The organism is Stenotrophomonas sp. YJH_SMC_32, assembly GCF_059369975.1.
Map to the genome: position 1 here is coordinate 615,993 of NZ_JCAFTE010000001.1, position 24,946 is coordinate 640,938.

Genomic DNA, 24,946 nt, shown 5'->3' on the forward strand with positions numbered 1-24,946 from the left:
CAGTGGATCACGCCGCTGTGGCGTGCCGGCGCGCTATCGTGCGCTCAGACGGCCTTGCGGATCGGGGGGATGCATGCCGGTAGTGCTGGCGCTGCTGTACGTGCTCTGCCATGGGCTGGCCGTGGCGTTCTGGCCGAGCCCGGCGGGCGTGGGCTCTTTCCTGTTCCTGACCGGCGCACCGCTGCTGGCCGCCGCCGCGTGCCTGGTGCGGGCGCAACGTGACCGCGCCGCTCTGGGCTGGCGTTCTACCGCGATGGCACTGCTGCTGTGGGCCGGTGGCATGACGTTCAACATGGTGGATGCGCTGGGCGCCGGCCGGGCTGACTTCACCCCACGCGTCAGCCTGTTGTTGTACGTGCTGTATGGCGTGCCGCTGGTGTTCATCCTGGCCCGGGCACGCCGCGAGCGCCCGAGCATCAGCCTGATCGATGCGGCGATGGCGGCGCTGCTGGGTGTGCTGTTCTTCGTGCACACCGCATCGTTCGCCGCCCGTGTCGAGGTCGACGCCCATGCCATGTCCAACATGCAGCGCATGTTCGACATCCAGAACCTGTGTATCGCCGCGTTCGCCGTGGTGCGATGGCTGGCCGGCGACGTGCCCGAACGGCGCAGGTTCTTCCGTGCACTGGCGTTGTACGCACTGGCCTATCTGCTGGTGGCCTACTACATCAACCACTACACCTCCGATGATGCATTCGGTGCGTTCAACGACCTGCTGATCGACGTACCTTTTCTGCTGATCGCCTGCATGGCGCTGGACACGGCGCCGGACACAGGCACCACGGCACACCCGCGGCTGGCGAGGACGGTGCAGGCCGCCGGTCCGATCATCCTGCCGTTGCTGCTGCTGGTGGTCGGCACGCTGGTGGTCGATCATGCGCGGCCGTTGGCCGTCGCGGGCTTCGTCGTAGCCACCCTTGGTTTCGGCCTGCGCAGCGTCCTGCTGCAGACCGATCTGCTGGAGCGTCAGGCGGCGCTGGATCAACTGGCGCGGCAGGATGGCCTCACCGGCGTGGCCAATCGCCGCGAGTTCGACGCGCGGCTGACCTCCGAGTGGAATCGCGCGCGGCGCAGCGGCACCGAGCTGGGCCTGCTGCTGGTGGATATTGACCACTTCAAGGCCTTCAACGACCGGCACGGCCATCCGGCCGGTGATCGTTGCCTGCAGGCGGTGGCCGGGGTGCTGAAGGGCGTCGCAGGTCGCGGCAGTGACAGCGTTGCGCGTTATGGCGGTGAAGAATTCGCTGTCATCGTGCCTGGAAGCCCACTGTCGGGCGTGCTGGCGCTGGCCGAGCGCCTGCGCGAAGCGGTCGAAGCGCTGCCATTGCCGGAAGGCCCGGTCAGCATCAGCGTCGGCGTGGGTTACCTGCATCCGCCGGCGCTGGCCAGTGCCGATCAGTTGCTGGCAGACGCCGATGCCGGCCTGTATGCCGCCAAGCGTGCCGGCCGCAATCAGGTGATCCTGCATGCGCACGTGCTGGACGACGAGGGCAGCACGCACGGAACGATGGACTGCTGAGCAGACCCGCCCGTCACGCGCTGCTGCCCATTGCCGCAAAACCGCCTCATCCTGTTCGGCCAGGCCAATCCAGCTCGCCGCTGGTCCTACAGGACCAGCCTGTTGGGGGTTCCGGCCATCCAAGGACATCGCGCTGTACAGTCAGGCCGGGGCTGCGATCGTGCGCATGGCGCTGTACCGCGCGCTGGGTAGCGGCGGGCACTACCCGGCGGTTCGGTAGTTGCCAACCTTGGTTGGCAGCGCCTCCCGGAAGCGCCGAACGAGCTTGCGTCCTCGTTCACCAACGCCTGTCGGCGACCTCGCCGTAGAACCAGTATTCCTGTTCCAGACCGTCATCGTGGTCGGTGGGAGGAATGCTGACCTGCACACCTCGCTCCTCAACGCCTTGGGGTAGGACGAGCTGCCATTCGGCGGAAAGACTGCGCGAGGTGATGGCGGTGACCTGGCCATCCGCTGTCGAGGCGACGTGGCCCTGGAAGTACGCTTCGTCCAGGTAAAGGCAAATCTCGCTGGAGAACATCCCTGGCTGGGCGATGCAGCAGGTTACCCGCACAGTAGCTTGTGAAGCGGGCCGCGACTGGATCAGATTTGCGCAGGCGCTGATGAGCGATTGGGCGCAGGCACGCTGGATTCTCAGGGTGGTGGCCGGGCCTTCGATCAGACCGGCTCGGGTCGGAACCTTGTAGTTCCAGTAGCGAGCTTGACTGCCCAACTCCTCTGGCGAGGGAAATGCACCACTGAAGCAGTCAGCCCAATGCTGCAGGTCGCGTAGTCGGCGTGGGGCATCGCGCAGCTTCTTCTCGCCGCGCGTACCCGGCCGGGTGATGGCATCTCTGTTTCTCATTCCCACAGTGTGCCAGCCACATGCGCGGCGGGTTGGAAAGCGCCAACCAGGGTTGGCATCTACCGGAGCAGCCCTCGGAAGCGCCGGGCCATGTCCGGCGGCGCGTCAGTAGTGGCCAACCTTGGTTGGCAGCCGTTTGTGCAAGCGCCAACCAAGGGTGGCGTCTACCAGAGCATGGTCATCGGCACCGGGTCGATCACGACACGGGCACGGTAGCGCCGGGCCATGCCCGGCGGGCGGGTGCCTCAACGCACGTCGCGCAGTTCCCAGTGGTGGCCGGCCAGCAGGCGCAGGCGCTGCTTGAACACGTCACTGTCGATACGGGTGGTGGCGACCAGGTTGATGCGCAGGTCCTTCTGCTCGCCGGTCACGGTGGCGTCCGGATCGGTCACGCCCCACTGCGGTTCCACCGCATCCGGGTCGGGTTGCTTGGCTTTCCAGCGCTCGAACAGCGTGCCGCTGCGCAGGGCGTCCTGCAGCTCTTCGGCGAAACCGGCGGCGCCCTGCGAATGGAAGGACAGGTCAGGGTCGTTGCCGCGGGCCTTGGACGGGTCGGGCAGGCTGATGTGGTACTGCGCAGGCATGAAGTTCTCCTTGAAGTGCGGCAAGGCTGGCACAACCACGGTGGAATCGGTGTGCAGATTCGCGCCGCGTCGGGGCATCACTCGAACCGATGTGGCCCATCGGCGAAACCCACCGTGACCGCGCCCTTGCCGACATTGACCATGCCGGTCAGGCTCATCACCGATTCGTACACGGTCACGCCATGGCCGGCGCAGACCTCCTTCATCTGTGCGTAGCCGGGCAGGCTGCGCAGCTCATCCAGCTCACCGCCGTAGCTGACGCATACCGTCGGCGTCATCAGCCCGGCACGCACGCGCTGGCTGACCACCGCGAACAGCTTCTGCACGGCACTGTCGAAGCCCTTGATCTTGGCCACCGGCCCGGTCTGGCCACGGTAGCCGTGCAGCACCGGCTTGATGTCCAGCGCGCTGCCCAGTGCGGCGCTGAGCAGGCCGACGCTGCGGTCACCCTTGTGTCGTGCACGCGCGCGCATGTAGTACAGGTCGCGGGTGATCATGTAGCCGTGCACATTGCCGGCCAGTTCTTCCAGCCGTTCGCGGATCTGCTGCACGCTGGCACCACTGTCACGCAGGCGAACCGCCTCCACTGCGGTCACGGCCTGCGCAGCGAACAGGTTCTGGGTATCGAGCACGCGCAGCGCGAACGGCGAGTTGTAGCCCGCTGCCTGCCGCACCGGCTTGTAATCGTTGAGGATGGCGAAGCTGGCCTGCAGCGCATTGTCGTGGATCGGGCTGCGGGTCTTGGTGATGGTCATGCAGAACACGTGGTCGTAATCGATCACCAGCTGCTGCAGGAACAGGTCGCGGATCTGGTTGACACTGAAGGGGATGGTCTCCGCCTCGGCACCGTGCTCGGCCACGTGTGCATGCAGGAAACTCAGCGTGGCCTGCTCATCGCGATGATCGGCCAGAACCGCTTCACCGATTCGTACGGTGATCGGCAGCAGCACGATGTTGTGCTCGGCAATGAAGTCCTGCGGCAGGTCGCAGGCCGAGTCGACGACGATTCCGATGCGCATCCGCGGCTCCCCCTCCAGGGCGGTTGTAGGTTCGGAAACGTGAAATCTATCTCAAATTCTGGCGTGGCGCGCGAGGGAAGCGCGCCAGGCCCTGTTCAGCGACTGCGCTGCACGGCCACCGGAAGTTCGGCCAGGCGCTGCCATTCGGGCTGCTGCAGCAGGGCGGGATCGGCCAGCACGGCGGCCATCAACGGATGGGCGTCGTTGCCCCAGAACAGTTCGTCATCGATGGCCAGGGTCGGTACGCCGAACACGCCGGCAGCAATGGCGGCCTCGGTGTTCCTCCGCAGCTGCTCCTTGACCGCGGGGGCCGCGGTGGCGCTGGCGACATCCTCGATCCCCAGCCGCGCAGCCGGTTCGCGCAGGGCCTCGGCGCTATCGGCGGCATTGCCGTCGCGCCAGATCCAGTCGAACAGCACGTCTACCGCCTGCACGCTGCCACCGGCGGCCAGGCACAGCCGCAGGGCAGACAACGGGTTGAACGGGTGGCCCGGCGGGAACCGCAGCGGTGTTCCTTCGGCCTGCGCAGTCCACAGCAGCTGGCGGTACATGAAGCGGCGCTTGGCCGGAATCTCGGCCGGCCCGAGGTTGCCCAGGTGATGCAGCACGGCACCGAAGGCGATCGGCACGGTCTGGATCCGTGCGAACTGGGGCAGCTGCTTCAGCTTCTGCCAGTGCAGGTAGGAATAGGGCGAGACGAAGTCGAAGTACCAGCGCAGGGTGGCCATGCGGGTTTCCTTGGATAACTGGAGGTCAGGGCTGCGCGTTGCGCTGCAGGTAGCGGTCGCGCAGTTCGGTCTGGCGCGAGCGCATTGGCATCGCCCGGCCGCCCAGCCAGACCTGTTCGGCATAGTGCGCCACGTCCAGCGGGTCGCCCTCCCACAGCACCAGGTCGGCACGCTTGCCCGGCTCGATGCTGCCGATCTGGTCGGCCACGCCGAACGCCTGCGCCGGCACCCGGGTCAGGCCGGCCAGGCCGTCGGCCCAGGGCAAACCGTTGGCCACGGCATTGCCGGCCAGCTGGCGCATCTTGCGGGCGTTGTGCGAGGCGTCGCCTCGCTGCACGAACGAGACCGCCACGCCGGAACGCTGCAGGCGTGCCGCATTTTCCAGCGTGGCACCGATCTGGTCGAAGCTGGCCGGCAGGTTGGACAACACATCGACGAACACCGGTACCTGTGCGGCGGCCAGCTCCGGCGCCAGCTGCCAGGCTTCGGTGCCTCCGGCGATGGCGATCTTCACTTGCTCGCGGGCGGCCCAGCGCAGCAGCTGGCGGATGTCCGCCGCGCGGTCCACCTCCACCACGATGCGGCCCTGGCCGGCCAGGTAGCGGCCCAGCGTGCGGCGCCCGGCCGGGGTCAGCAGCGCATGCGGCGAGTCCGCGGCGACCTGGCCGCGTGCCTCGTCCACCATCTGCTGCAGCAGCATCCATTGCGCCGCACGCGAATGCCCGCTCAGCTCCACTGCGGCCGACCCCAGGCGCAGGAACAGCGCGCGCGGCCCGAGGGGATCGGCGCTGCCGTCCAGCCGCATCACGCCACCCTGGCCTGCAACGAAGCCGCCACCGGTGGCCGCCCCCAGAGCGGTGAAGCCGATGCCGTCCAGGCGCGCCACCGGGATCAGCACCGAGGCCGGGTTGTACGCCAGGGTGACATCGAACTCGGGGCGCAACGGTTGTTCGCCGATCTTCAACGTGCTGTCGACCGTGCTCGCTTCACCGGAGACCTCTTCGATGCCGATCTCGGTGATGCCCCCGAACAGCGCCGGTGTCAGCGGGCGGCCATCGGCCTCGACCACGCTGGCCCCGGCCGGGGCGGACAGCCCGCTGCCGACGGCGCGGATGATCCCGCCCTGCACCAGCACATCGGCGTGCTGCAGGCTGCCGCGCGCGCTGGCCGTGTGTACGGTCGCGTTGCGCACCAGCAGGTCCTGCGCCTGCACGGATGCGGAGAGGCAGGCCAGCACCATGACCGTAGCGCCGAGCCATGCCCGGCGACGCTTGTTCAACGCGCCCATCAGTGCACCTCCTGGCCAAGCTGGAAGTCGGAACGTGGCGTGGCCGCAGGTGCGCTGCGGTCGTACAGGCGGCGGCCGTCGATGAAGACCTGCTCGGCCAGCGCGTACGAGCTGAAGGGGTTGCCGTTCCACACCACCACGTCGGCCATCTTGCCGGCCTCCAGGGTGCCGGTCTGGCCTTCAATCCCCAGCGCCCTGGCGGCGTTGGCGGTCATCCAGGTGATGGCGTGTTCGGGGGGGATCTCCGGCATGCGTGCGCGGCGCGCGGCGGCGATCACCTTGGCCGCTTCCTGGTTCAGGCGCTGGATGCCTTCGGGGGAGTCGGAATGGACGATGGCGCAGCTGTTCTTCGGCCGATCGACCAGTGCGATGTTCTCCGGAATGCCGTCGAAGGCTTCCATCTTGAAGCCCCACCAGTCGGCCCACAGCGCGCCGCAGACGCCGTCGGCGGCCAGCCGGTCGGCCAGCTTGTAGGCCTCCACGCCGTGGTGGAAGGCGGCCACCTTGAAGCCGAATTCCTTGGCCAGGTCGAGCATGGTGGCCATCTCGTCGGCGCGGTAGCAATGGATATGCACGCGGATGTCGCCCTCGATCGCACCGGCCAGCGTGTCCAGCTTGAGATCGCGCTTGCCGCCGGCATCACCGGCGCTGTCGCCCTTGTCGCTGCCGAACCAGCCCTTGCGCTTGGCCGGCTTCGGTTTGTTCTTGGCGATGTAGTCGGCGGCATCGATGAAGGCGGCGCGGTAACCGGCAACGTTGCCCATCCGCGTGGCCGGAGCGACGCCCTTGCCTCCGCCGTAGACCCGCTTCGGGTTCTCGCCGCAGGCCATTTTCAGCCCCCACGGCGCGCCGGGGAACTTCATCGCCTGGTAGGTGATGGCGGGGACGTTCTTCAGGGTCACACCACGACCACCGACCAGGTTGGCCGAGCCCGGCAGCACCTGCATGCTGGTCACGCCGCCGGCCAGTGCGGTGGCGAAACCCGGGTCCTGCGGCCACACCGAGTGCTCGGCCCAGACGTTGGCGGTGACCGGCGCGGTCATCTCGTTGCCGTCGCTGTGCGCGCCGACGCCCGGGCTGGGGTACACGCCCAGGTGCGAGTGCACGTCGATCAGGCCCGGTGTGACCCACTTGCCCTGCGCATCGATGCGGGTGACACCAGCATCGGCCTGCAACTGGCGGCCGACGGCAACGATGCGGCCCTCGCGCAGCAGCACGTCGGCGTTGTCCAGGCGCTGGCCGGTGCCGGTCAGCACGGTCGCGTTCTGGATCAGCACCGGTGCATCGGGGTGTGCCTGGTAGGTGCTGGGGTAGGGATCGGCGACGAAGCGCGAGGCGCCCACCGCCGGTGCCGTGCTCAACGAAACCAGCGCCAGCCCAAGAGCGGCGCGCAACACCATCGATGCCATGCAGAGATCCCCAACCCACGCGTGAATCCGCCGACGCTATCCGTCGTCGATACCACTTGCCAAGTGACCTTGGGCAGGGGCAGGGGTGGGGATTTTCCTATACAAAAATTCTGAACGAAGCATTAATTTTTTGTGACACCTGCCGCTACCAACCGGTGGGACAGCGAGCGCTGACCCGCCGTGAGGTGTGCTTTCCATTGCTCCATGACGGAGCTGCACCTGAAATATTTCAAGGAATCAAGGACGTAACTGCAGATGATTGTCTTCCCGTCGTATCGCTCCACCGCTTCCCGCCGCTCGATCCTCCCCTCACCCCTGGCCTCGGCCATTGTTGGCTCGCTGCTGATGGCCGCCGCTCTGCCGGCGCTGGCCCAGGACAGCAACGCAGACGCCTTGTCGCGTTACCAGTTCCAGCGCAGCCTGCAGGCCGCGTTTGCCGCACCGGTCCTCACCGCTTCGCCGTCGCTGGCCGTCGCCGCCGCCGATGTGGAAGTCGATCCGGAACCCATCATGGGCAAGCCGGGTGATGCCGCCAGCTGGCGCACCACCGAATTCAACAGCGACTGGGGCCTGCAGGCGATCAACGCCGATGTGGCCTACGCACGCGGACTGACCGGCACCGGCATCCGCCTGGGCGTGTTCGACAGCGGCACCGGCCTGGACCACGACGAGTTCGCCGGCAAGGACCACCGCAGCATCCATCTGGCCGACGTGCTGGCCGATGGCAGCCTGTGCGCGCGCGAAGTGCTGAGTGGCCCGGACGCCTGCTTCGCCAGCGACGGTGACCAGGTGGCCGTGTCCTACCAGCTGCTCGACCCGGACTATGCCGATCTGCTGGAGCGCAATGGCTTCTACGAAGGCCTGAGCTACAACGTGCACGGTACCCACGTGTCGGGCACCATCGCCGCCAACCGTGATGGCCACGGCACCCACGGTGTTGCCTTCGGCGCCGACCTGAGCGTAGCCCGCCTGTTCTCCAACAGCGCCACCTACCTGTCGGTGGTGAATATCGGCGGTTCCCTGTATCTGGACGAACAGACCATCGCCGCCATCCAGGCCGACGATTCGATCTACCCGCAGCTGTATGCGCAGATGAACGAGCAGGGTGTGCGCGCCATCAACCACAGCTGGGGCCTGGCCAACGAGCCGACCACAGCGGAAGACCTGGACATGTACCAGTCGCACCCGGTGTTCGCCGCCAGTCTGGCTGCGATGGCCGAAGGTTCGCGCAGCAGCGGCCTGATCCAGGTATGGGCCGCTGGCAACACCGATTCGCCCAACACTTCGCCGGAAGAAGCGCCGATTGCCGGCATGTATGCCTCGCTGCCGCGCGCCGTCGCCGACGTCGAGCCGTACTGGCTGGCCGTGGTCAACGTCAATCAGGACCTGGAGCTGAGCAACCGCTCGATGCGCTGTGGCCTGGCGGCGAACTGGTGCCTCGCCGCGCCCGGCTCGAACATCAACTCGACCGTGTACGGTCCCGATTCGGTGATCGAAGGTGATTTCTACGATGACAATGGCAACCTGGTGGTGGACATCATCAGCCAGACCCCGTCGTCCGATTACGAGGAACTGAGCGGCACGTCCATGGCCGCCCCGCACGTCACCGGCGCTCTGGGCCTGCTGTTCGAGCGCTTCCCGTACCTGGACAGCGCGCAGGTGCGCGACGTGCTGCTGACCACCGCCACCGACCTGGGTGCTGCAGGCGTGGACGATGTCTACGGCTGGGGCCTGATGAACCTGGCTGCGGCCGTCGAAGGCTACGGCTCGCTGCGCGTGGACACCGATGTGGTGATGAACCAGAAGGCCGGCGGCCTGAAGGTGTGGGAAGGTGATGCATGGGACGACTGGACCAATGACATCGGCGGCCCGGGCAAACTGACCAAGAGCGGCATCGGCTGGCTGCGCCTGAGCGGCGACAACAGCTTCAACGGCGCGGTGGTGCGCGAAGGCGTGCTGGAACTGGACGGCGTGAACACGCTGACCAGCGCCGTGGACGTGACCGGCGGAACCTTCCTGCTGAACGGCACCCTGCAGAACACAGCGCTGAACAGCCTGGGCGGCAGCAGCCGCATCACCGCCACCGGTGTGCTGGACGGCTCGGACCTGACCGTCACCGGCGGCGTGGTGTCCTTCAACGGCGTGCAGACCGGCGGCAGCACCTTCGTGGGTGAAAAGGGAACGCTGAAGGGCGTGGGCCAGCTGGGAAACACCACCGTGGCCGGCATCATCGCTCCGGGCAACTCCATCGGCACGCTCACCATCAACGGTGACTATGTGCAGACCGCCACTGGCGTGTACCAGGCCGAGGTGGCCCCGGGCAGCCGCAGCGACCAGCTGCACGTGACCGGCACCGCCACCCTGGGCGGCACCCTGGTGGCGCTGCCGGAACCGGGCACCTACTACCTGGGCGAGCAGTTCAACTTCATCCAGGCCGACGGCGGGGTGAACGGTCGGTTCGCCAGCACCGATTTCAGCGCCTTCTCGCCCTTCCTGCAGTTCGGCCTGGCCTACTCCGCCGCCGGCGCGCGCATTGAAGTGACCCGCGGCAACGCGCTGGCTACCGCGGCCACCACCGCCAACCAGTTGGCCGTGGCCACCGTCGTCGACGGTCTGGCGGTCAACCAGGGCCTGCCGCGTCCGCTGACCATGCTGTTCCCGGAACAGGTGGGCAGCGCACTGGACAGCCTCAGCGGCGAACTGCATGCCGCCACCAGCGCGGCCCTGCTGGAAGGCAGCCGCTACGTGCGTGATGCCGCGCTGGCCCGCCGTGCCGGTGCCGCTGCACCGGGTGCCGAAGGCGGCGACGCCAGCGGTGTGTGGGTGCAGGCCCTGGCCGGCAGCACCACGCTGGACGGCAACACCAACACCGCCCGCACCGAAGCCAACAGCAACGGCCTGCTGGTCGGTGCCGACCGCGAGTTCGGCGGCTGGCAGGTGGGCGTGCTGGCCGGTACCGGCCGCACCGACGTGAAGCAGGGCGAAGGGCGCCGTGCGAGGTCGAAGGTGGACAACACCCACTTCGGCGCCTACGCCAGCCACAACTGGGGCGGTTTCGGCCTGCGTGGCGGCCTGGCATGGAGCGAACACGATGTGGACAGTACCCGTGAGCTGGCGTTCGCCGGTTACAGCGACACCCTGAGCGCCCGCTACGACGCGCGTACCCGCCAGGCCTTCATCGAAGCGGCCTACCGCTTCGGTGGCCGCGAGGCTGGCCTGGAGCCGTACGTGCAGGTGGCCCGCGTGGAAGTGGACACCAAGCACGTGAACGAGCGTGGCGGTGCTGCGGCCCTGCAGGGTTCGGTGGACGACGTGCGCACCACCCTGGCCACGGCCGGCGTGCGCTTCGACAAGGGCCTGAAGGCCTCGTTCCAGCAGGACAGCTGGTTGCACGTGCGCGGCGCGGTGGCGTACCGCCACGCCAGCGGCGACCGCAACCCGTCGGCCCGCCTGGGCTTTGCCACCGGCGGTGACAGCTTCGTGGTCAACGGTGCACCCATCGCCGACAGCGCGGTGGTGGCCGAACTGGGCCTCTCGGCCTGGCTGACCGCCAAGCAGCAGCTGGAACTGGGCTACAGCGGCCAGTTCGGCGACGAAAGCCGCGACCACGGTGCCAACCTGCGCTGGTCGGTGCGTTTCTAAGCCACCGGCTCCCGCAGGGAAACCAGGAGGGGCGGCCGTTGGGCCGCCCCTTCTCTTTGTGTGGCAGGGCAGGCGCAGCGTTGCCTACAATGGCGCCCCTGCAGAACCGGACCGGGCATGAAGAGCAAACAGGAAATCGTCGACAACTGGCTGCCGCGTTACACCGGCGTTCCGCTGGACCAGTTCGGCCAGCATATCCTGCTGACCAATTTCGGCGGCTACCTGCACACCTTCTCCGCGCTGACCGGCGCCCCGGTCATCGGCCTGGACCGGCCGATGGCCAGCGCCACCATCGATGGCATCACCATGATCAACTTCGGCATGGGCAGCCCCAATGCCGCGATCATCATGGACCTGCTGTCGGCGGTGATGCCCAAGGCGGTGCTGTTCCTGGGCAAGTGCGGTGGCCTGAAGCGCAAGAACCAGCTGGGTGACCTGGTGCTGCCGATCGCAGCGATCCGCGGTGAGGGCACTTCGGGCGACTACCTGCCGCCGGAAGTGCCGGCCTTGCCGGCGTTCGCGCTGCAGCGTGCGGTCTCGACCATGATCCGTGATCTCGGCCACGACTACTGGACCGGTACCGTCTACACCACCAACCGCCGGGTCTGGGAGCACGACGAGGCGTTCAAGGAGCGGCTGCGGGCGATGCGCTGCATGGCCATCGACATGGAAACCGCCACCGTGTTCGCCGCTGGCTTCGCCAACCACATTCCCAGCGGCGCACTGCTGTTGGTGTCGGACCAGCCGATGATCCCCGATGGGGTCAAGACCGAGGCCTCCGATGCCAAGGTCAGCTCCCAGTTCGTGGAAAACCATATCCAGATCGGTATCGAGGCGCTTAAGCTTATCCGGCGCAACGGCAAGTCGGTCCGCCACCTGCGCTTCGACGAATGATGATGATGGCCTGGCGCGGCGCGCCGGCCCTGGGGAGTAGGTGATGGACGTTGCCGCGCACGTGGTGGAATTCTGGAAAGAGGCGGGCCCTGCGAAGTGGTTCGCCCGCGATGATGCGTTCGACGCGCAGTTCCGCCAGTTGTTCCTGGATGAGCATTTCGCAGCCGCCTCGCGTGGGCGTGAACACTGGCTGGGCAGTGCCGAGGGCGCACTGGCGCTGATGCTGCTGCTGGACCAGTTCCCGCGCAACTGCTTCCGCGGTACTGCCCATTCCTATGCTACCGATGGCCTGGCCCGGCACTACGCCATGCGCGCCATCGAGGAAGGCCTGGACCTGCAGCTGGTGCCGAAGCTGCGCGCCTTCATCTACCTGCCGTTCGAGCACTCCGAGGACCCGTTGGACCAGGACCGTTCGGTGGCGATGTTCGATGTGCTGGGCGACAAGGAATACCTGCAGTACGCCGAGCTGCACCGCGACATCATCCGCCGCTTCGGCCGTTTCCCGCACCGCAACGCCGTGCTGGGGCGCATTCCCTCGCCGGAGGAACTGGACTACCTGGCCGAAGGCGGATTCGCCGGCTGAAAAAAGGGGGCGGAGGGGATTAAGTCGTTTGTGGCATAAACGACTTAATCCCCTCCGTCCCCTTTTTTTTCGGGGGCCAGATCCGCTTCCCGCAGGAAAGGGCGCTGACCCCGCGCCGTCAATCAGTACTTCGGCACGCCGTTGTCGACGTCTTCCGACCAGGCGTTGATGCCGCCGGTCACGTTGAACACCTTGGTGAAGCCCAGGGCGCGGAACTGCTCGGCGGCCTGCGCGCTGCGGCCACCGTGGTGGCACATGAAGGCCAGTGCGGTGTCCTTCGGCAGGGCTTCCAGCGCGGCGCGGCCGTTGCCGTCGAAGGTCTTGAACGGTACGCCCACGGCGGCGATTTCACGTTCGTCGGCCGGGCGCACGTCCACCAGGGTGATGTTGCCGGCACGCACCAGGTCGTCGGCATCGCGCACGCTGATTTCCTGCACCGGCTTGGGCGCATTCGGATTGTCGATGGCCAGGCCCTTGCCGCGGATGTCGTCCACCCAGTCGATGGTGATGCCGTTGGCGCGACGGGCGCTGGCCAGGTCGAACTGCACGCGCAGGCCATTGGACTCGGCAGCGATGGCGCCTTCGTCGTGCGGGGCCAGCTGGAAGTTCGGCTGGAAGCCGGCGTCGATGGTCAGCTGCAGGGCCGCGCCCGGGGCGTCGGCCAGCGCGCCCTTGAGCATTTCCACGGCCGCCGGGGTGACGGTGATGCTCGGCGGGGTACGGTCCGGTGCCGGCAGCCCCAGCACGCTGCTCAGCTCGCCGCTGGCGGCCATCTGCAGCACGATGTCGCTGCCGCCGACCAGTTCGCCGTCGATGTACAGCTGCGGGATGGTCGGCCAGTCGCCATAGGCCTTGATGCCTTCACGGATTTCCTGGTCGGCCAGCACGTTGACGTGGGCGAACTCGACACCCAGGTCCTGCAGGGCGCCCACGGCCTTGGCCGAGAAACCGCACTGCGGCATCGACGGCTGGCCCTTCATGAACAGCACGACGCGGTTGGCGTTGAGGATGGATTCGATGCGCGAACGCAGGGCGGGATCGAGGGACATGGACGTCGGGGTTCCGGGAATTCGAACCATCGATTCTACCCCTCATGGCATCATGGGGGATGAGCAACGCAGGAACATTGCATCGCATTCCGACCCGGCCCTGGCGCTGGCTGCCCTGGCTGGTGGCGTCGCAGCTGCTGGTGATCCTGGTCTGGGCCCTGGCGGGCTGGCACTGGGGGGTGCCGCTGATGGTGGCCAGCCACGCACTGTTCTTGGTGCCGGTGTTCCTGCCCAACAGTCGCTTCTATGCGCCGGTGCTGAGCCGGTTGCCGGATGCCGGCAACAGCGTCTGGCTGACCATTGATGACGGTCCTGGCCCGGAAACCCGTGCCGTCCTCGACCTGCTGGACCGCCACCAGGCCCATGCCACCTTTTTCCTGGTGGGCGAGCGCGCGCTGGCGCAGCCGGAACTGGTGCAGGAGATCCTGCGCCGCGGCCACGACCTGGGCAACCACAGCCACAGCCATCCGCAGGCGCGCTTCTGGCGGCTGGGCCCGGCGGCGATGCGCGCCGAGATCGAGGGCTGCCAGCACGCGCTGCAGGCGGTAAGCGGTCGCCCGGTGCGCTGGTACCGCTCGGTGGTGGGCATGACCAATCCGTTCGTGGCGCCGGTGCTGCAGCGGCTGGGCCTGGTCCGGGTCGGCTGGAGCGCGCGCGGCTTCGACGGCATCGGTTGCACGGCGCAGGGGGTGCTCGACCGCCTGCTGCCGGATCTGCGACCGGGGGCCATCGTGCTGCTGCATGAGGGGGCCGCCCACGGCCACAACCTGGCGATCATTGAGGGCGTGCTGAAGGCACTGGACGAGCGCGGGCTGAAAGCGCGGCTGCCGGTCCCGTAACGCCGGCCCTGGTGATGTAGAGCAGCCGGGCATGGGCTCGGCTCTACAAGGGGGCGCTGCTGTAGCGCCCGAGCCGATGCTCGGGCGGCGGTGTGAAGCACCGGAAAAACGTCGCAGCGCGGCTCTACAGCGCGGGGCGTTCGGCCACCAGCAACCAGCTGTTGAATGGCGTGCGCCCATGCAGGGGACGCGGCGCCGTCACCTGCAATCCGGCCTCGGCCAGTGTCGCTTGCAGCACGTGCGGGTCGGGGTAGTGGCGCGGCCGCGTGCCCATCCAGCCGACCAGCCAGGCCAACCGGTCCGCCACCCGCGTGGTGCGGTCGCGACCATCGCCGGTGGCCAGCGGCGTGCGCAGCAGCAGGCGGCCGCCGGCGGCCACCCGCGCGCTGGCCGCACGCAGCAATGCCAGTTGTGGGCCCGCGTCCAGGTACTGCAGCACATCCAGCAACAGGACGTGTCCAGGCTGCGCCGGCAGTGGCGCCTGCACGTCCAGGCAGTCGAAGCGCACAGCGTGCAGGCCGGCGGCGGCACGCTGGGCACGGGTGATCTTGCCGGCATCCACGTCCACGCCGAGGTAGGGGTGGGTGCCGCTGCGCTGGCGCAGCACGTGGGCGAACAGGCCCAGCCCGCACCCCAGGTCCAGTAAGGGTTGCCCGTCGTCGGGCAGATGCTGCAGCACGCCGTCATACAGCGGGTCGCTGCCGAGCTTGCCGCGGGTGTAGTAGTAGTCGCGGCGGCTGCCCCAGGCCCGTGCCGGGCGGAACGCTTCGGCGATCGCGCGGGCCTGCGGGGCGGTCAGCGGTGTGCAGGGCAGGGGCGGGCCGTTCCGTGGCGTACCATCCATCGTGTCAGTCCGTGCCACCGAGCAGGTGTGCGGCGACCGGCAGCGCGCGCGCGCTCCACAGTGCGTACATCCGCGCCGACGGGTGCAGGCCGTCTTCGGCGATCATTGCCGGGTTGTCACCCTGGTCACGGCTGATGTCGGTGATGTCGACGAAGGCCACGTCCTGCTGGGTGCTGATCACCTCGGCCGCTGCGTTGAACTCGTCGGTCTCGATCTCGATGGTGGCCAGGTCGCGGCCGCTGCCGGCACCGAACGGCGTCGCGCCCCAGTCGGGGAAGGACAGCACCAGCACACGCCCGGGGCGGCCCCCGGCAAAGCCGATCGCCCGCTGAAGCAGGGCCTGGAACTGTACGCGGTACTCGTCCAGCGGCCGGCCGCGGTACTGGTTGTTGACGCCGATCAGCAGGCTGACGAAATCGAACGGACCCTGGGGTGCGGCCGCATCGATGCCGGCGTCCAGCTCGTCGGTGGTCCAGCCGGTGGTGGCGATGGTCTGAGGGTCGGCCAGCGCCACATCCTGCGCACGCAGGGCGGCGGCCAGCTGGTGCGGCCAGCGGCCTTCGACGGCAACGGCTTCTCCGACGGTGTACGAGTCGCCCAGCGCCAGGTAGGACAGCGCCACCGCTCAGGCCACCGAACGGCGCGGCTTCAGCGGCACGACCTTGGTCGCGTCCTCGGCACGCCGGGCCAGCACGCGGTCGATGCGGGCGAACACATCGCGCATCACCGAGGCTTCCGGCAACAGGGTCACGCGGAAATGATGGCGGTAGGGCACGTTGAAGCTGGAACCCGGTACCACCAGCACGCCTTCGTTGTTCATCAGGTCCAGCGCGAAGTTGTGGTCGTCAAAGCCCTTGGCAGCGGCACCGACCACGGCCGGGAACGCATACAGCGCACCGGCCGGCGCGACCAGCGACAGGTGCTCGCTGGCTTCGCAGGCGTCGATCACCGCACGGCGGGTTTCATACAGGCGGCCACCCGGGGTGCACAGTTCGGAGATGGTGTCCGGGCCGTTCACTGCGGCCTCGATGGCGTACTGGCCCGGTACGTTGGCGCACAGGCGCAGCGCGCCCAGCAGGTCCAGCGCGGCGCGGAAGTCGCCCAGGCGCGCGTCGTCGCCGCTGAGGTGGGCCCAGCCCACGCGCCAGCCGCAGGCACGGTGCACCTTGCTCAGGCCGCTGAAGGTCAGGCACGGATGGTCGCCGGCCAGCGGCGCGACCGGCTGGAACACCGCATCGTCGTACAGGATCTGGTCGTAGATCTCATCGACCAGCAACAGCAGGTTGTGGCGTCGTGCGATCTCGACCACGCGCTCCAGCAGTTCACGCGGGTAGCTGGCGCCGCTGGGGTTGTTCGGGTTGATCAGCACGATGGCGCGGGTGCGTGACGACACCAGTGTCTCGATCTCGCTCGGGTCCGGCTGGAAGCCGTTTTCGGCGGCGCAGCGGTAGTACACCGGTCGGCCATCGTTGAGGATGGTGGAGGCCGACCACAGCGGGTAGTCCGGCGACGGCACCAGCACCTCATCGCCCGGATTGAGCAGTGCGCGCAGCGACAGGTCGATCAGCTCGCTGACACCGTTGCCGACGAACACGCGGTCCGGGTGTGCATCCGGTGCGCCGCGGCGGGCGTAGTAATCGGCGATGGCTTCACGCGCCACCGGCAGGCCCTGCTGGTGGGTGTACGGGTCGGTGCGGCCCATGTCGTCGGCGATCGCGCGCTGCAGGTGCTCGGGTGCGCGGAAACCGAAGTTGCCCGGGTTGCCGATGTTGAGCTTGATCAGCTTGCGGCCCTGCGCCTCCAGCTCCCGCGCTCGCCGGGCCAGTTCTCCGCGGATCTCGTAGCGCACTTCGGAAAGGCGCTCGCGGATGGCCAGGGGCTTGGGCGAAAGGGTGGACATGGGGGCTGGGCCGTCAAAAGGCATGGGGATTCCATCCTACCGGAATTGCTGCAGTGCATGGCAACGGCTCCGCGCCTGCCATTGCTGGGCTGGCCGGGGGCCGTCACAGGTAGAATGGCGGCGATGACCCAGACCCCCGATTTCATCGCCCTGCAGACCATCGGCTGGCCCTGGCCGGGCCCGGCGCAGCAGGCCGACTGGCAGGCCATGATGGCCGCGCACCCGCAGGCCCGCCCGGCGCGGGTGATCGAGCAGCACCGGACCCATTACGTGGTGGCCGATGGCCCGGATGCGGCGATCAAAGCGGAGTCACTGCCGGAATGGCAGCGCCCGCGCTTCCCCAGCCACGAGCGGCCTGCAGTGGGCGACTGGGTGCTGCTGGACGGCATCCGCATCGTTGCGCTGCTGCCGCGTCGCACCGCGATCAAGCGTGGCGCGGCGGGCGAGCACTACCACCAGCAGGTGATCGCAGCGAACATCGATACGGTGTTCATCGTTTGTGGCCTGGATGCCGACTTCAATCCGCGTCGCATCGAGCGCTACCTGCTGCTGGTCGGCGGTGGCGGCGCCGAACCGGTGGTGGTGCTGACCAAGGCCGACCAGACCGAGTACAGCGAGGATGCGCTGGCGGTGCTGGAAGAACTGGAGATACAGGGCATCGCGTTGCATGCGATCAACGGCCTGGATGCCGACAGTGTGGCGGTGCTGCAACCGTGGCTGGGCCCGGGCCGCACGGTGGTGCTGGTGGGCTCCTCCGGTGCCGGCAAATCCACGCTGACCAACACCCTGCTCGGCGAGCAGCGGATGAAGACCAACGCGGTGCGTGCCAACGATTCGCGCGGCCGCCACACCACCACCCATCGCGCGTTGATGCCGCTTCCGACCGGCGCCTGCCTGATCGACACCCCCGGCATGCGCGAGTTGAAGCCGACCGGCGAAGAAACGCTGTCCGAAGGTGGCTTCGCCGACATCGAAGCGCTGGCCACGCAGTGCCGTTTCAACGACTGCAAGCACCAGCAGGAACCGGGCTGTGCTGTCCGCGCAGCGATCGACGCTGGCGAGATCGAAGAGAGCCGGCTGCTGAACTACTTCAAGCTGAAGGAAGAAGTGGCTGCCGCTGCCGCCAAGCTGGCGGTGCGCCAGGCCGAGACCGCGCAGGAACGTGGCGGCAGGAAGGGCAAGGGCCAGCAGTTCCGCCCGGCCGGAAAGCCGCGCCGGCGCTGATGGGTGTCGGGGTCGGATCCCATTGCCTCGCAATGGGCTCCGACCCCTGTATTGAACCCGCGTCTGCCTGCTTCGGGTGGGTGCCAACCTTGGTTGGCACGAATCTGTCCGCAGCCCGCCGTCGGCGCATGCCAACCAAGGTTGGCACCTACCAAAGCAAGGGCAGGGCGCTATAGTCCGCCCATGGAACCGACCGCGACGCTGGACCGTGAGGTGGCCCACCATGCAGCGCTCGATGCGCGCCTGGTCGAGGCCGTGGGAGGCATCCGCCTGCTGGGGCTGACCAGCTGGCCGGCCACGCTGCAGGCACCGTTCCTGGACAGCGTGGCACGTGGCCAGCCGGTGCTGCCGAAGGTGGATTACCCACGGCTGGACTTCAGCGAAGAACGTCGCGCGCTGGCTGTGATCGCCGCTGACTGCGATGACAGCCATCCGCTGGGCCACTACGTGCGGCAGTCGGCACAGAGCTGGGACCTGGCCGCGCAGCTGCTTGAGGGGCTGGGCACTGCCGCCGTCGATACCTGTTCGGTTCAGTTGTTCGGCGCGCCCGAGCAGCCGTTGCCAGGCAATGGCCCGAGCACGCGCGAAGCGGCGCGTCACTTCATCCAGATTGCTGCCGAACTCGATCACGAACTGCTGGCGCCGGAAGAGCAGGTGCCGGTCTCGGCCATTGCCCTGCAGCTGCAGCTGCAGAATGACCTGGATGCGTTCTTCGAATCGCGCATCATCCAGGTGCAGCTCGATCCAGAGCTGGTGTCCAAGGCCGCTGCCGGACCGACCCGCATCCGCCTGCGCACCAGTGCGCGCTTCAGTGCCTACGACCGCGCGCAGCTGTTCCACCACGAAGCGCTGGTGCATTCGCTGACCGCCTTGAATGGCCGCGAACAACCGGTGCTGCCCAGCCTGGCGTTGTCCTCGCCGCGGGTGACGGCCACCCAGGAAGGGCTGGCTACCTTCGCCGAACAGATCACCGGCAGCATCGACATCGAACGCCTGAAGCGAATCAGTCTGCGCACTGAAGCGATCGCGATGGCCCGCGAAGGCGCCGACTTCATCGAGGTGTTCCGCTACTTCTGCGATGCCGGGCAGAACGCCGAAGAGAGCTTTGCGTCGGCACAGCGCGTGTTCCGTGGGGTGCCGCCGAGTGGCGGCCTGGCCTTCACCAAGGACACGGTGTACCTGCGCGGCCTGGTGTCGGTGCATACCTTCTTCCGCCACATGCTGGCCGAGGACCGCCTGCAGGTCTGCCGCTGGTTGTTCGCCGGCAAGATGAGCCTGGCCGATGCGATCGCGTTCGCACCGTTGTTCGAGGCGGGGGTGCTGAAGCCACCGCGCTGGCTGCCGCATTGGGTGAGCCGGGCGAATGGGCTGGCCGGCATGCTGGCGTTTTCGCTGTTTGCCAACCGGATACGGATGGACCAGCTGGCGCCGGAATGAAATGCGTTGGCGGGATGATGCGCTGGCGCCTCGATTGATATCGCTGGGCGGCGGTGGCGCACCCTGGCCAGGACACGCCGTAAACCCCGCTTCGCGGTCCGGCCCAGCCGCTGGCGGCTGGGCGTTCGGGCGCTTGCGAAGCAGTGCTTCGCAAGCAAAGCGCCCTCACCCATGGGGGCTCGATCGGCGCATCCATGCGCCTCACGGTCCTGGCCAGGGTGCGCCACCGCCGCCAGACAGTTTCCCGCGCGGGCGGCAGCACATCACCGCGCCGAAGGGATTGCGCTTGAAAATCTGGAAAAGCAAAGAGCCGGGCAATGCCCGGCTCTTTGCTCTTGCTCTTCTTTGTCCTCCGCACCGTGGCGCGGGAAACCGTCGAGCAGGGTCGGATGGGCCGGCGCAGGACCGTTGGCGCCATGGATGGCGCCATCGAGCCCCCATGGATGGGTTTACGGCGTGTCCTGCGCCGGCCCATCCGGCCCTGCCCCGCAGCGGTAATCAAGACGCCGCGGGGCAACGCTTTCGATTTAGAACTCCGCCGCCACCGTCATGAACAGCTGCCGCGGTGCGCTCGCATGGATCGCATAGCGCGTGCCCTTCGGATCGGTCGGTGCGAACGAGCTCAGCTGGCCGGCGTAGCGCTTGTTGGTCAGGTTGGTCGCATTCAACGACACCCGAACGTTGCGCAGGCCCAGGCCCGGGCCGAAGTCGTAGCCTGCACCGGCGTCGAAGGTGGTCACCCCCGGCACCGACTGGTCGTTGGTGTAGGTGTAGTAGCGCTTGCCGGTGTACTTGGCACGCAGGCTGGCGAAGAAGCCATCGCGGTTCCAGCTGATCTCGCTGGAGGCCATGCGCTGCGGCGTATCCACCGTGATCTTGCCGGCCACCGGCACGATCGCGCCGCCCGAGGTGTAGTCATCCTCGTAGGTGGTCTTGTTCCAGGACAGCGCGTTGTACCACTGCAGGCCGTCGATCGGCTTGAGGATGAAGGTCAGTTCCGCGCCGTGGCTCTTCACCGAACCGACATTGATGAAGCGCGTTACGCACTCCGGACGCGTGCCGACTTCGATGCTGGAACACGGGTTCAGCGACAGCAGGCGGTTGTCGAACTTCACGTTGTAGGCCGCGATCGAGGCCTGGTACTTCTCGCCGAAGGTACGGAAGCCGGCTTCCAGGCTCTTGGACTTCTCCGGTTCCAGCCCGGCGCTGGCTGCGAACGATTCCGGCGACACCTGCAACGGGCCACCGCTGCCGCCACCGACGAAGGCGGCGATGTTCTCGGCGTACGAGGCGAACAGTTCATTGTTGGCGTTGAGCTTGAAGCCCAGGCCCACCTGCGGCAGCACCGACTTCTTGGCGGTCAGCGTGCCCGAAGCGATGCTGGTTTCCACGCCCGGCTGGGCGGTGGCGCGCATGCGGGTGTTCGGGCTCTTGATGCCCACGTCCACGGTCAGGCGCTGGTCGAGGAAGCGCATGCGGTCCTGCACGTAGAACTGGCGCGTGCGGATGTCGAAATCCTGGTTGAACAGCAGGCGGTCCGGGTTCTTCAGGTACAGGTCGTCCAGGAACGGGCCGCTGATGTAGTAGAAGTTGCGCGACACGTTATGGTCGTTCTGCTCGTACCACAGGCCGGCCTCCAGTTCGTGGATGCCCACCGTCCACGACAGCGCGGCGGTCACACCATCGCGGTTGATCGTGTAGTTGGTGCTGCGGATCGAAATCGGCAGCATCCTGTCGGTGCCCGGGTAGGACGGCTGGCCCGGTGCCCACCAGTGGCCCTGGCCACGGTTGTCGTGGTGGTAGGCCAGCAACTTCAGGCGACCCTGCTCGCCCAGGCGCAGGTCGGCATCGACCGAATAGAGGTTGTCGTCGCGAAGTGCACGGCTCTGGTAGTACGCATCGTCGATGCTGTTGACGCCGCCGCTGAACCTGCAGCGCGCCTTGTTGTAGGTGCCCGGCGCGCAGTACGCAGCAGCGACGGCGCGGTCCCAGTCCGGTGCGTAGATGTTCCAGTCATAGCCCAGGCCGCGGGCCAGCATGTCCTTGGACAGGTAGGCGTAGTTGGCCTGGCTGGCGCGCGAGGTCGCCACGAACGCGCCGAAACGGTGGTCGCCGATATTCCACACGGCCTTGGCGTTGAACTGGCGGGTGGTCTGGTTCTGGTACGGCGCGGCCCACATGTCCTGGTCCTGGTGCACGCCGGACACATAGGCCGAGAAGCCGTTGAGGTCGCCGGTGTCCACGCGCAGGTAGCCACGGCGCTGGTTGTTGTCGCCGACGGTGACGCTGGCGCGGCCACCGAATTCAGCGGACGGGTCCATCGAGAAATACTGGATGGTGCCGCCCAGGTTGCTGGTCGAAGCCACGCCCAGCGAACCGATGCCCTGCGACAGCTCGGCACCGGCCAGGTTCTCGGCAATGATCGCGCGGGCAATGCTCAGGCCGTTGTAGTTGCCGTAGCTGTTGTCACCCAGCGGGATGCCGTCCAGCGTGTAGCCGAGGCGGCTCTTGTCGAAGCCACGCAGGCTGATGGTCTGCGATTCCTCATTGGCACCGAAGGCATCGTTGGACTGCACCGACACGCCCGGCAGGCGGTCGAGGATCTTCTGGCCACTGGTACCCGGCGGCAGCACCTGCTTGTCGACGGTGGTGATGCGCTGCACCTGGCGGGTCTCGCCCTGGCCGATCACGGAGACGGTGTCCAGCGTCTGCGCGCTCAGCGCGGCATCGGTGCTGGCGCCGGTATCGGCGGCGGTGGCGGCATGGGCGCTGGTGGCGGCGGAGAGCGCGATCGCCACGGCGATCGTCAGGTGTCGGGTCTGCATGGTGGTCCGTTGCATGGGGGGTGGTCACCGGCACACGTGCGCGGTGCATGGCCACTATGCGAACGGAACATGAAACCTTCTTTACGAGAAACCAACGAACGACGCAGGCCCCCGTGCGTGTCCTGCAACCCGATAGAAAAAGGGGCCGGATCCCCCTCGCGAACGAAGATTCACCGGCCCCGCGCACTCCGTGGGGGAGGGCTCAACCCATGTACAGGCCACCGTTGACCGGATAGTCGGCACCGGTCACGTACGAGGCTTCATCCGAGGCCAGCCACGCGCACAGGCCGGCCACTTCCTCGGGCCGACCCAGCCGGCGCACCGGCACCGAGGCGGCCAGCCGATCCAGTACATCCGGCGGGAAGCTGCTGATCGCCTGGCTGGCGATGTAACCCGGCGACAGCGTGTTGACGGTGACCCCGCGCGAGGCCACTTCGGCGGCCAGTGCACGGCTGAAACCGTGCATCGCGGCCTTGGCGGTGGCGTAGTTCACCTGGCCGATCTGGCCCTTGTGGGCGCTGACCGAACCGATGTTGATGATGCGGCCCCAGCCGCGCGTGGCCATGCCATCGACCACCTGCTTGGTCAGGTTGAACAGCGCATTGAGGTTGGAGGCGATCACCGCGTTCCAGTCTTCCACCGTCATCTGCCGGAAAAGAAGGTCGCGGCTGCCGCCGGAGTTGTTGACCAGCACGTCCACTTCACCGACTTCTGCGCGGACCTTGGCGAACGCGGCGCTGGTCGAGGCCCAGTCGGTGGCGTTGCCTTCGGAGGCGATGAAGTCGAAGCCCTGTTCGCGCTGCTCGCGCAGCCAGTTGGCCTTGCGCGGCGAGTTCGGCGCGCAGCCGGCAACCACGGTGTGGCCGCTGCGGGCCAGGCTCTGGCAGATGGCAGTGCCGACACTGCCCATTCCACTGGTGACGTAAGCGATTCGAAGCGTCATTGCAGAAGGCTCCTTGGCAAAGGGTCAGGCGGCGAGGGGGTAAAGGCCGAACAGCAGGCTGCCGATCATCAGCAGCATCGAGATGGCGATGGCCCACTTCAGGGTGAACTTCTGGTGGTCGGCGAATTCGACCTTGGCCAGGCCCACCAGCAGGTAGGTGGAGGGCACCAGCGGGCTGAGCAGGTGCACCGGCTGGCCGGCCAGCGAGGCGCGCGCCATTTCCACCGGGGTGATGCCGTAGTTGCCGGCGGCTTCGGACAGGATCGGCAGCACGCCGAAGTAGAACGCGTCGTTGGACATGAAGAAGGTGAACGGCATCGACGCCACGGCGGTGATCACCGCCAGGTACGGGCCCCACGACTCCGGAATCACCGCCAGGAAGCTGTGTGACATCGCCTCGACCATGCCGGTGTTGTTGAGGATGCCGGTGAAGATGCCCGCAGCGAAGATCAGCGACACCACCGACAGCACGTTGCCGGCATGGTTGACCACGCGGCGGCGCTGCTCGGCCAGGTTCGGGTAGTTGATCACCAGGGCCACGGCGAAGCCGACCATGAACAGCACCGGCATCGGCAGCACGCCGATGATCAGCGCGGTCATCAGTGCGAGGGTCAGCGCCAGGTTCACCCACAGCAGCTTCGGCCGCTTGATGTCTTCGGCGTCCTCGACGGTTGGCAGCGGGTTGGTGTCATCGGACACGCTGTTGTCCATCCAGCTGCCACCCTTGGGCAGCGTCACCACGCCGAGGCGGCGGCGTTCCTTCAGCCCCAGGTACCAGGCCAGCAGCAACACGCCGGCGCAGGCGATCACCATCGACGGAATCAGCGGCACGAACACATCGGCCGGGTCCACATGCAGCGCGGTGGCGGCGCGTGCGGTCGGGCCGCCCCACGGGGTCAGGTTCATCACGCCACCGGCGAGGATGGTCACGCAGGTCATGTTCAGCGCGTTCATGCCAAGCCGCTGGTACAGCGGCAGCATCGCCGAGACGGTGATCATGTAGGTGGTCGAACCGTCGCCATCGAGCGAGATCAGCATCGCCAGCACGGCAGTGCCAAGCACGATCTTCATCGGGTCGCCCTTGACGAAGCGCAGGATCACCCTTACCAGCGGATCGAACAGGCCGGCGTCGATCATCACCCCGAAGTAGAGGATGGCGAACATCAGCATCACGCCGGTCGGCGCGATCTTCTTGATGCCCTCCAGCATCATCTCGTCGATGCCGGCACCGAAGCCGCCGATCAGCGCGAACAGGATGGGAATGGTGATCAGGGCCACCAGCGGCGACAACCGCTTGCTCATGATCAAGTACATGAATGTAATGACCATGCCAAAGCCGAGGATGCTCAGCATCATCTGCGGACTCCTTGCGAAA

Annotated in this window: 20 protein-coding genes; 7 read left to right on the forward strand and 13 right to left on the reverse strand. The window is 67.4% G+C overall.

The genetic code is table 11. From position 1 onward, the window contains the following. The first annotated feature begins 73 nt into the window (after positions 1-73). Positions 74-1,519: a GGDEF domain-containing protein gene (locus tag AC5P7S_RS02840; RefSeq protein WP_095377936.1), complete on the forward strand. Its 1,446-nt coding sequence runs from the start codon at positions 74-76 to the stop codon at positions 1,517-1,519. A 277-nt stretch (positions 1,520-1,796) separates the two neighbouring features. Here the strand turns inward: AC5P7S_RS02840 and AC5P7S_RS02845 are convergent, their stop codons facing one another. From AC5P7S_RS02845 to AC5P7S_RS02870, 6 genes are all read right to left on the reverse strand, one after another. Next, the gene (locus AC5P7S_RS02845) at positions 1,797-2,363 is read right to left on the reverse strand and encodes a DUF3916 domain-containing protein (protein WP_095377937.1); all 567 of its coding nucleotides are present in this window, start codon (positions 2,361-2,363) and stop codon (positions 1,797-1,799) included. Between the two features lie 245 nt (positions 2,364-2,608). After that, positions 2,609-2,947, reverse strand: a complete 339-nt coding sequence (locus AC5P7S_RS02850) for a hypothetical protein (RefSeq protein WP_006469105.1) — start codon at positions 2,945-2,947, stop codon at positions 2,609-2,611. Positions 2,948-3,024: 77 nt separating this feature from the next. Next, positions 3,025-3,966: a DegV family protein gene (locus tag AC5P7S_RS02855; RefSeq protein ID WP_053501128.1), complete on the reverse strand. Its 942-nt coding sequence runs from the start codon at positions 3,964-3,966 to the stop codon at positions 3,025-3,027. A gap of 95 nt (positions 3,967-4,061) precedes the next feature. After that, positions 4,062-4,694 carry a 2-hydroxychromene-2-carboxylate isomerase gene (locus AC5P7S_RS02860; protein ID WP_065185376.1) on the reverse strand — a complete coding sequence of 211 codons (633 nt, stop codon included), beginning with the start codon at positions 4,692-4,694 and terminating at the stop codon, positions 4,062-4,064. A 25-nt stretch (positions 4,695-4,719) separates the two neighbouring features. Continuing rightward, a complete protein-coding gene (locus tag AC5P7S_RS02865) occupies positions 4,720-5,982 on the reverse strand; it encodes an amidohydrolase family protein (protein WP_095377938.1) in 1,263 nt (420 codons plus the stop codon). Next, on the reverse strand, positions 5,982-7,391 hold the full coding sequence (locus AC5P7S_RS02870) for an amidohydrolase (RefSeq protein ID WP_095377939.1): 1,410 nt from the start codon (positions 7,389-7,391) through the stop codon (positions 5,982-5,984). The genes AC5P7S_RS02865 and AC5P7S_RS02870 overlap by 1 nt, the downstream gene beginning before the upstream one ends. Positions 7,392-7,646: 255 nt before the next feature. On the opposite strand from AC5P7S_RS02870, the gene AC5P7S_RS02875 reads away from it, so the two are divergent. The 3 genes from AC5P7S_RS02875 to AC5P7S_RS02885 all read left to right on the forward strand — a co-directional run bounded on the left by AC5P7S_RS02875 (position 7,647) and on the right by AC5P7S_RS02885 (position 12,510). After that, positions 7,647-11,033, forward strand: coding sequence for an autotransporter domain-containing protein (locus AC5P7S_RS02875; RefSeq protein ID WP_095377940.1), 3,387 nt, complete (start codon positions 7,647-7,649; stop codon positions 11,031-11,033). A gap of 117 nt (positions 11,034-11,150) precedes the next feature. Next, entirely contained in the window at positions 11,151-11,927 is a 777-nt protein-coding gene (locus AC5P7S_RS02880; protein ID WP_005419211.1) for an AMP nucleosidase, read from the forward strand. Between the two features lie 43 nt (positions 11,928-11,970). Beyond that, the gene (locus AC5P7S_RS02885; RefSeq protein WP_095377941.1) at positions 11,971-12,510 is read left to right on the forward strand and encodes a DUF924 family protein; all 540 of its coding nucleotides are present in this window, start codon (positions 11,971-11,973) and stop codon (positions 12,508-12,510) included. Between the two features lie 122 nt (positions 12,511-12,632). Here AC5P7S_RS02885 and grxD read toward each other — a convergent pair whose 3' ends face one another. Continuing rightward, on the reverse strand, positions 12,633-13,559 hold the full coding sequence (grxD, locus tag AC5P7S_RS02890; RefSeq protein ID WP_065185372.1) for a Grx4 family monothiol glutaredoxin: 927 nt from the start codon (positions 13,557-13,559) through the stop codon (positions 12,633-12,635). 59 nt (positions 13,560-13,618) lie between these two features. Between grxD and AC5P7S_RS02895 the strand changes: the two genes are divergently transcribed. After that, a complete protein-coding gene (locus tag AC5P7S_RS02895) occupies positions 13,619-14,398 on the forward strand; it encodes a polysaccharide deacetylase family protein (RefSeq protein WP_065196458.1) in 780 nt (259 codons plus the stop codon). Between the two features lie 124 nt (positions 14,399-14,522). Here AC5P7S_RS02895 and AC5P7S_RS02900 read toward each other — a convergent pair whose 3' ends face one another. The 3 genes from AC5P7S_RS02900 to AC5P7S_RS02910 are packed head-to-tail and all read right to left on the reverse strand — an operon-like array spanning position 14,523 to position 17,142. Beyond that, complete coding sequence (locus AC5P7S_RS02900) at positions 14,523-15,242, reverse strand: methyltransferase domain-containing protein (protein WP_005419203.1); 720 nt, start codon at positions 15,240-15,242, stop codon at positions 14,523-14,525. 4 nt (positions 15,243-15,246) lie between these two features. Beyond that, entirely contained in the window at positions 15,247-15,864 is a 618-nt protein-coding gene (locus AC5P7S_RS02905) for an SGNH/GDSL hydrolase family protein (protein WP_005419202.1), read from the reverse strand. Between the two features lie 3 nt (positions 15,865-15,867). Continuing rightward, positions 15,868-17,142 carry a pyridoxal phosphate-dependent aminotransferase gene (locus tag AC5P7S_RS02910; RefSeq protein ID WP_005419200.1) on the reverse strand — a complete coding sequence of 425 codons (1,275 nt, stop codon included), beginning with the start codon at positions 17,140-17,142 and terminating at the stop codon, positions 15,868-15,870. A 114-nt stretch (positions 17,143-17,256) separates the two neighbouring features. On the opposite strand from AC5P7S_RS02910, the gene rsgA reads away from it, so the two are divergent. Both rsgA and AC5P7S_RS02920 read left to right on the forward strand, forming a co-directional pair. Beyond that, a complete protein-coding gene (gene rsgA / locus AC5P7S_RS02915; protein WP_032954513.1) occupies positions 17,257-18,366 on the forward strand; it encodes a ribosome small subunit-dependent GTPase A in 1,110 nt (369 codons plus the stop codon). 183 nt (positions 18,367-18,549) lie between these two features. Beyond that, positions 18,550-19,803 (forward strand): flavohemoglobin expression-modulating QEGLA motif protein, encoded by a 1,254-nt coding sequence (locus AC5P7S_RS02920; RefSeq protein WP_072167608.1) that lies wholly within the window; start codon positions 18,550-18,552, stop codon positions 19,801-19,803. 527 nt (positions 19,804-20,330) lie between these two features. Here the strand turns inward: AC5P7S_RS02920 and AC5P7S_RS02925 are convergent. The 3 genes from AC5P7S_RS02925 to AC5P7S_RS02935 all read right to left on the reverse strand — a co-directional run bounded on the left by AC5P7S_RS02925 (position 20,331) and on the right by AC5P7S_RS02935 (position 24,924). Then, entirely contained in the window at positions 20,331-22,628 is a 2,298-nt protein-coding gene (locus AC5P7S_RS02925; protein ID WP_095377942.1) for a TonB-dependent receptor, read from the reverse strand. A 202-nt stretch (positions 22,629-22,830) separates the two neighbouring features. Then, positions 22,831-23,571, reverse strand: a complete 741-nt coding sequence (phbB, locus tag AC5P7S_RS02930) for an acetoacetyl-CoA reductase (protein ID WP_005419193.1) — start codon at positions 23,569-23,571, stop codon at positions 22,831-22,833. Between the two features lie 24 nt (positions 23,572-23,595). Beyond that, positions 23,596-24,924, reverse strand: a complete 1,329-nt coding sequence (locus AC5P7S_RS02935) for a CitMHS family transporter (protein WP_065185398.1) — start codon at positions 24,922-24,924, stop codon at positions 23,596-23,598. Positions 24,925-24,946: the final 22 nt, after the last annotated feature.

Bases quoted from the DNA above. Each gene is read 5' to 3' on its own strand.
- AC5P7S_RS02840 (WP_095377936.1), top strand. From the start codon at position 74: ATGCCGGTAGTGCTGGCGCTGCTGTACGTGCTCTGCCATGGGCTGGCC.
- AC5P7S_RS02845 (WP_095377937.1), bottom strand. From the start codon at position 2,363: ATGAGAAACAGAGATGCCATCACCCGGCCGGGTACGCGCGGCGAGAAG.
- AC5P7S_RS02850 (WP_006469105.1), bottom strand. From the start codon at position 2,947: ATGCCTGCGCAGTACCACATCAGCCTGCCCGACCCGTCCAAGGCCCGC.
- AC5P7S_RS02855 (WP_053501128.1), bottom strand. From the start codon at position 3,966: ATGCGCATCGGAATCGTCGTCGACTCGGCCTGCGACCTGCCGCAGGAC.
- AC5P7S_RS02860 (WP_065185376.1), bottom strand. From the start codon at position 4,694: ATGGCCACCCTGCGCTGGTACTTCGACTTCGTCTCGCCCTATTCCTAC.
- AC5P7S_RS02865 (WP_095377938.1), bottom strand. From the start codon at position 5,982: ATGGGCGCGTTGAACAAGCGTCGCCGGGCATGGCTCGGCGCTACGGTC.
- AC5P7S_RS02870 (WP_095377939.1), bottom strand. From the start codon at position 7,391: ATGGCATCGATGGTGTTGCGCGCCGCTCTTGGGCTGGCGCTGGTTTCG.
- AC5P7S_RS02875 (WP_095377940.1), top strand. From the start codon at position 7,647: ATGATTGTCTTCCCGTCGTATCGCTCCACCGCTTCCCGCCGCTCGATC.
- AC5P7S_RS02880 (WP_005419211.1), top strand. From the start codon at position 11,151: ATGAAGAGCAAACAGGAAATCGTCGACAACTGGCTGCCGCGTTACACC.
- AC5P7S_RS02885 (WP_095377941.1), top strand. From the start codon at position 11,971: ATGGACGTTGCCGCGCACGTGGTGGAATTCTGGAAAGAGGCGGGCCCT.
- grxD (WP_065185372.1), bottom strand. From the start codon at position 13,559: ATGTCCCTCGATCCCGCCCTGCGTTCGCGCATCGAATCCATCCTCAAC.
- AC5P7S_RS02895 (WP_065196458.1), top strand. From the start codon at position 13,619: ATGAGCAACGCAGGAACATTGCATCGCATTCCGACCCGGCCCTGGCGC.
- AC5P7S_RS02900 (WP_005419203.1), bottom strand. From the start codon at position 15,242: ATGGATGGTACGCCACGGAACGGCCCGCCCCTGCCCTGCACACCGCTG.
- AC5P7S_RS02910 (WP_005419200.1), bottom strand. From the start codon at position 17,142: ATGTCCACCCTTTCGCCCAAGCCCCTGGCCATCCGCGAGCGCCTTTCC.
- rsgA (WP_032954513.1), top strand. From the start codon at position 17,257: ATGGCGGCGATGACCCAGACCCCCGATTTCATCGCCCTGCAGACCATC.
- AC5P7S_RS02920 (WP_072167608.1), top strand. From the start codon at position 18,550: ATGGAACCGACCGCGACGCTGGACCGTGAGGTGGCCCACCATGCAGCG.
- AC5P7S_RS02925 (WP_095377942.1), bottom strand. From the start codon at position 22,628: ATGCAGACCCGACACCTGACGATCGCCGTGGCGATCGCGCTCTCCGCC.
- phbB (WP_005419193.1), bottom strand. From the start codon at position 23,571: ATGACGCTTCGAATCGCTTACGTCACCAGTGGAATGGGCAGTGTCGGC.
- AC5P7S_RS02935 (WP_065185398.1), bottom strand. From the start codon at position 24,924: ATGCTGAGCATCCTCGGCTTTGGCATGGTCATTACATTCATGTACTTG.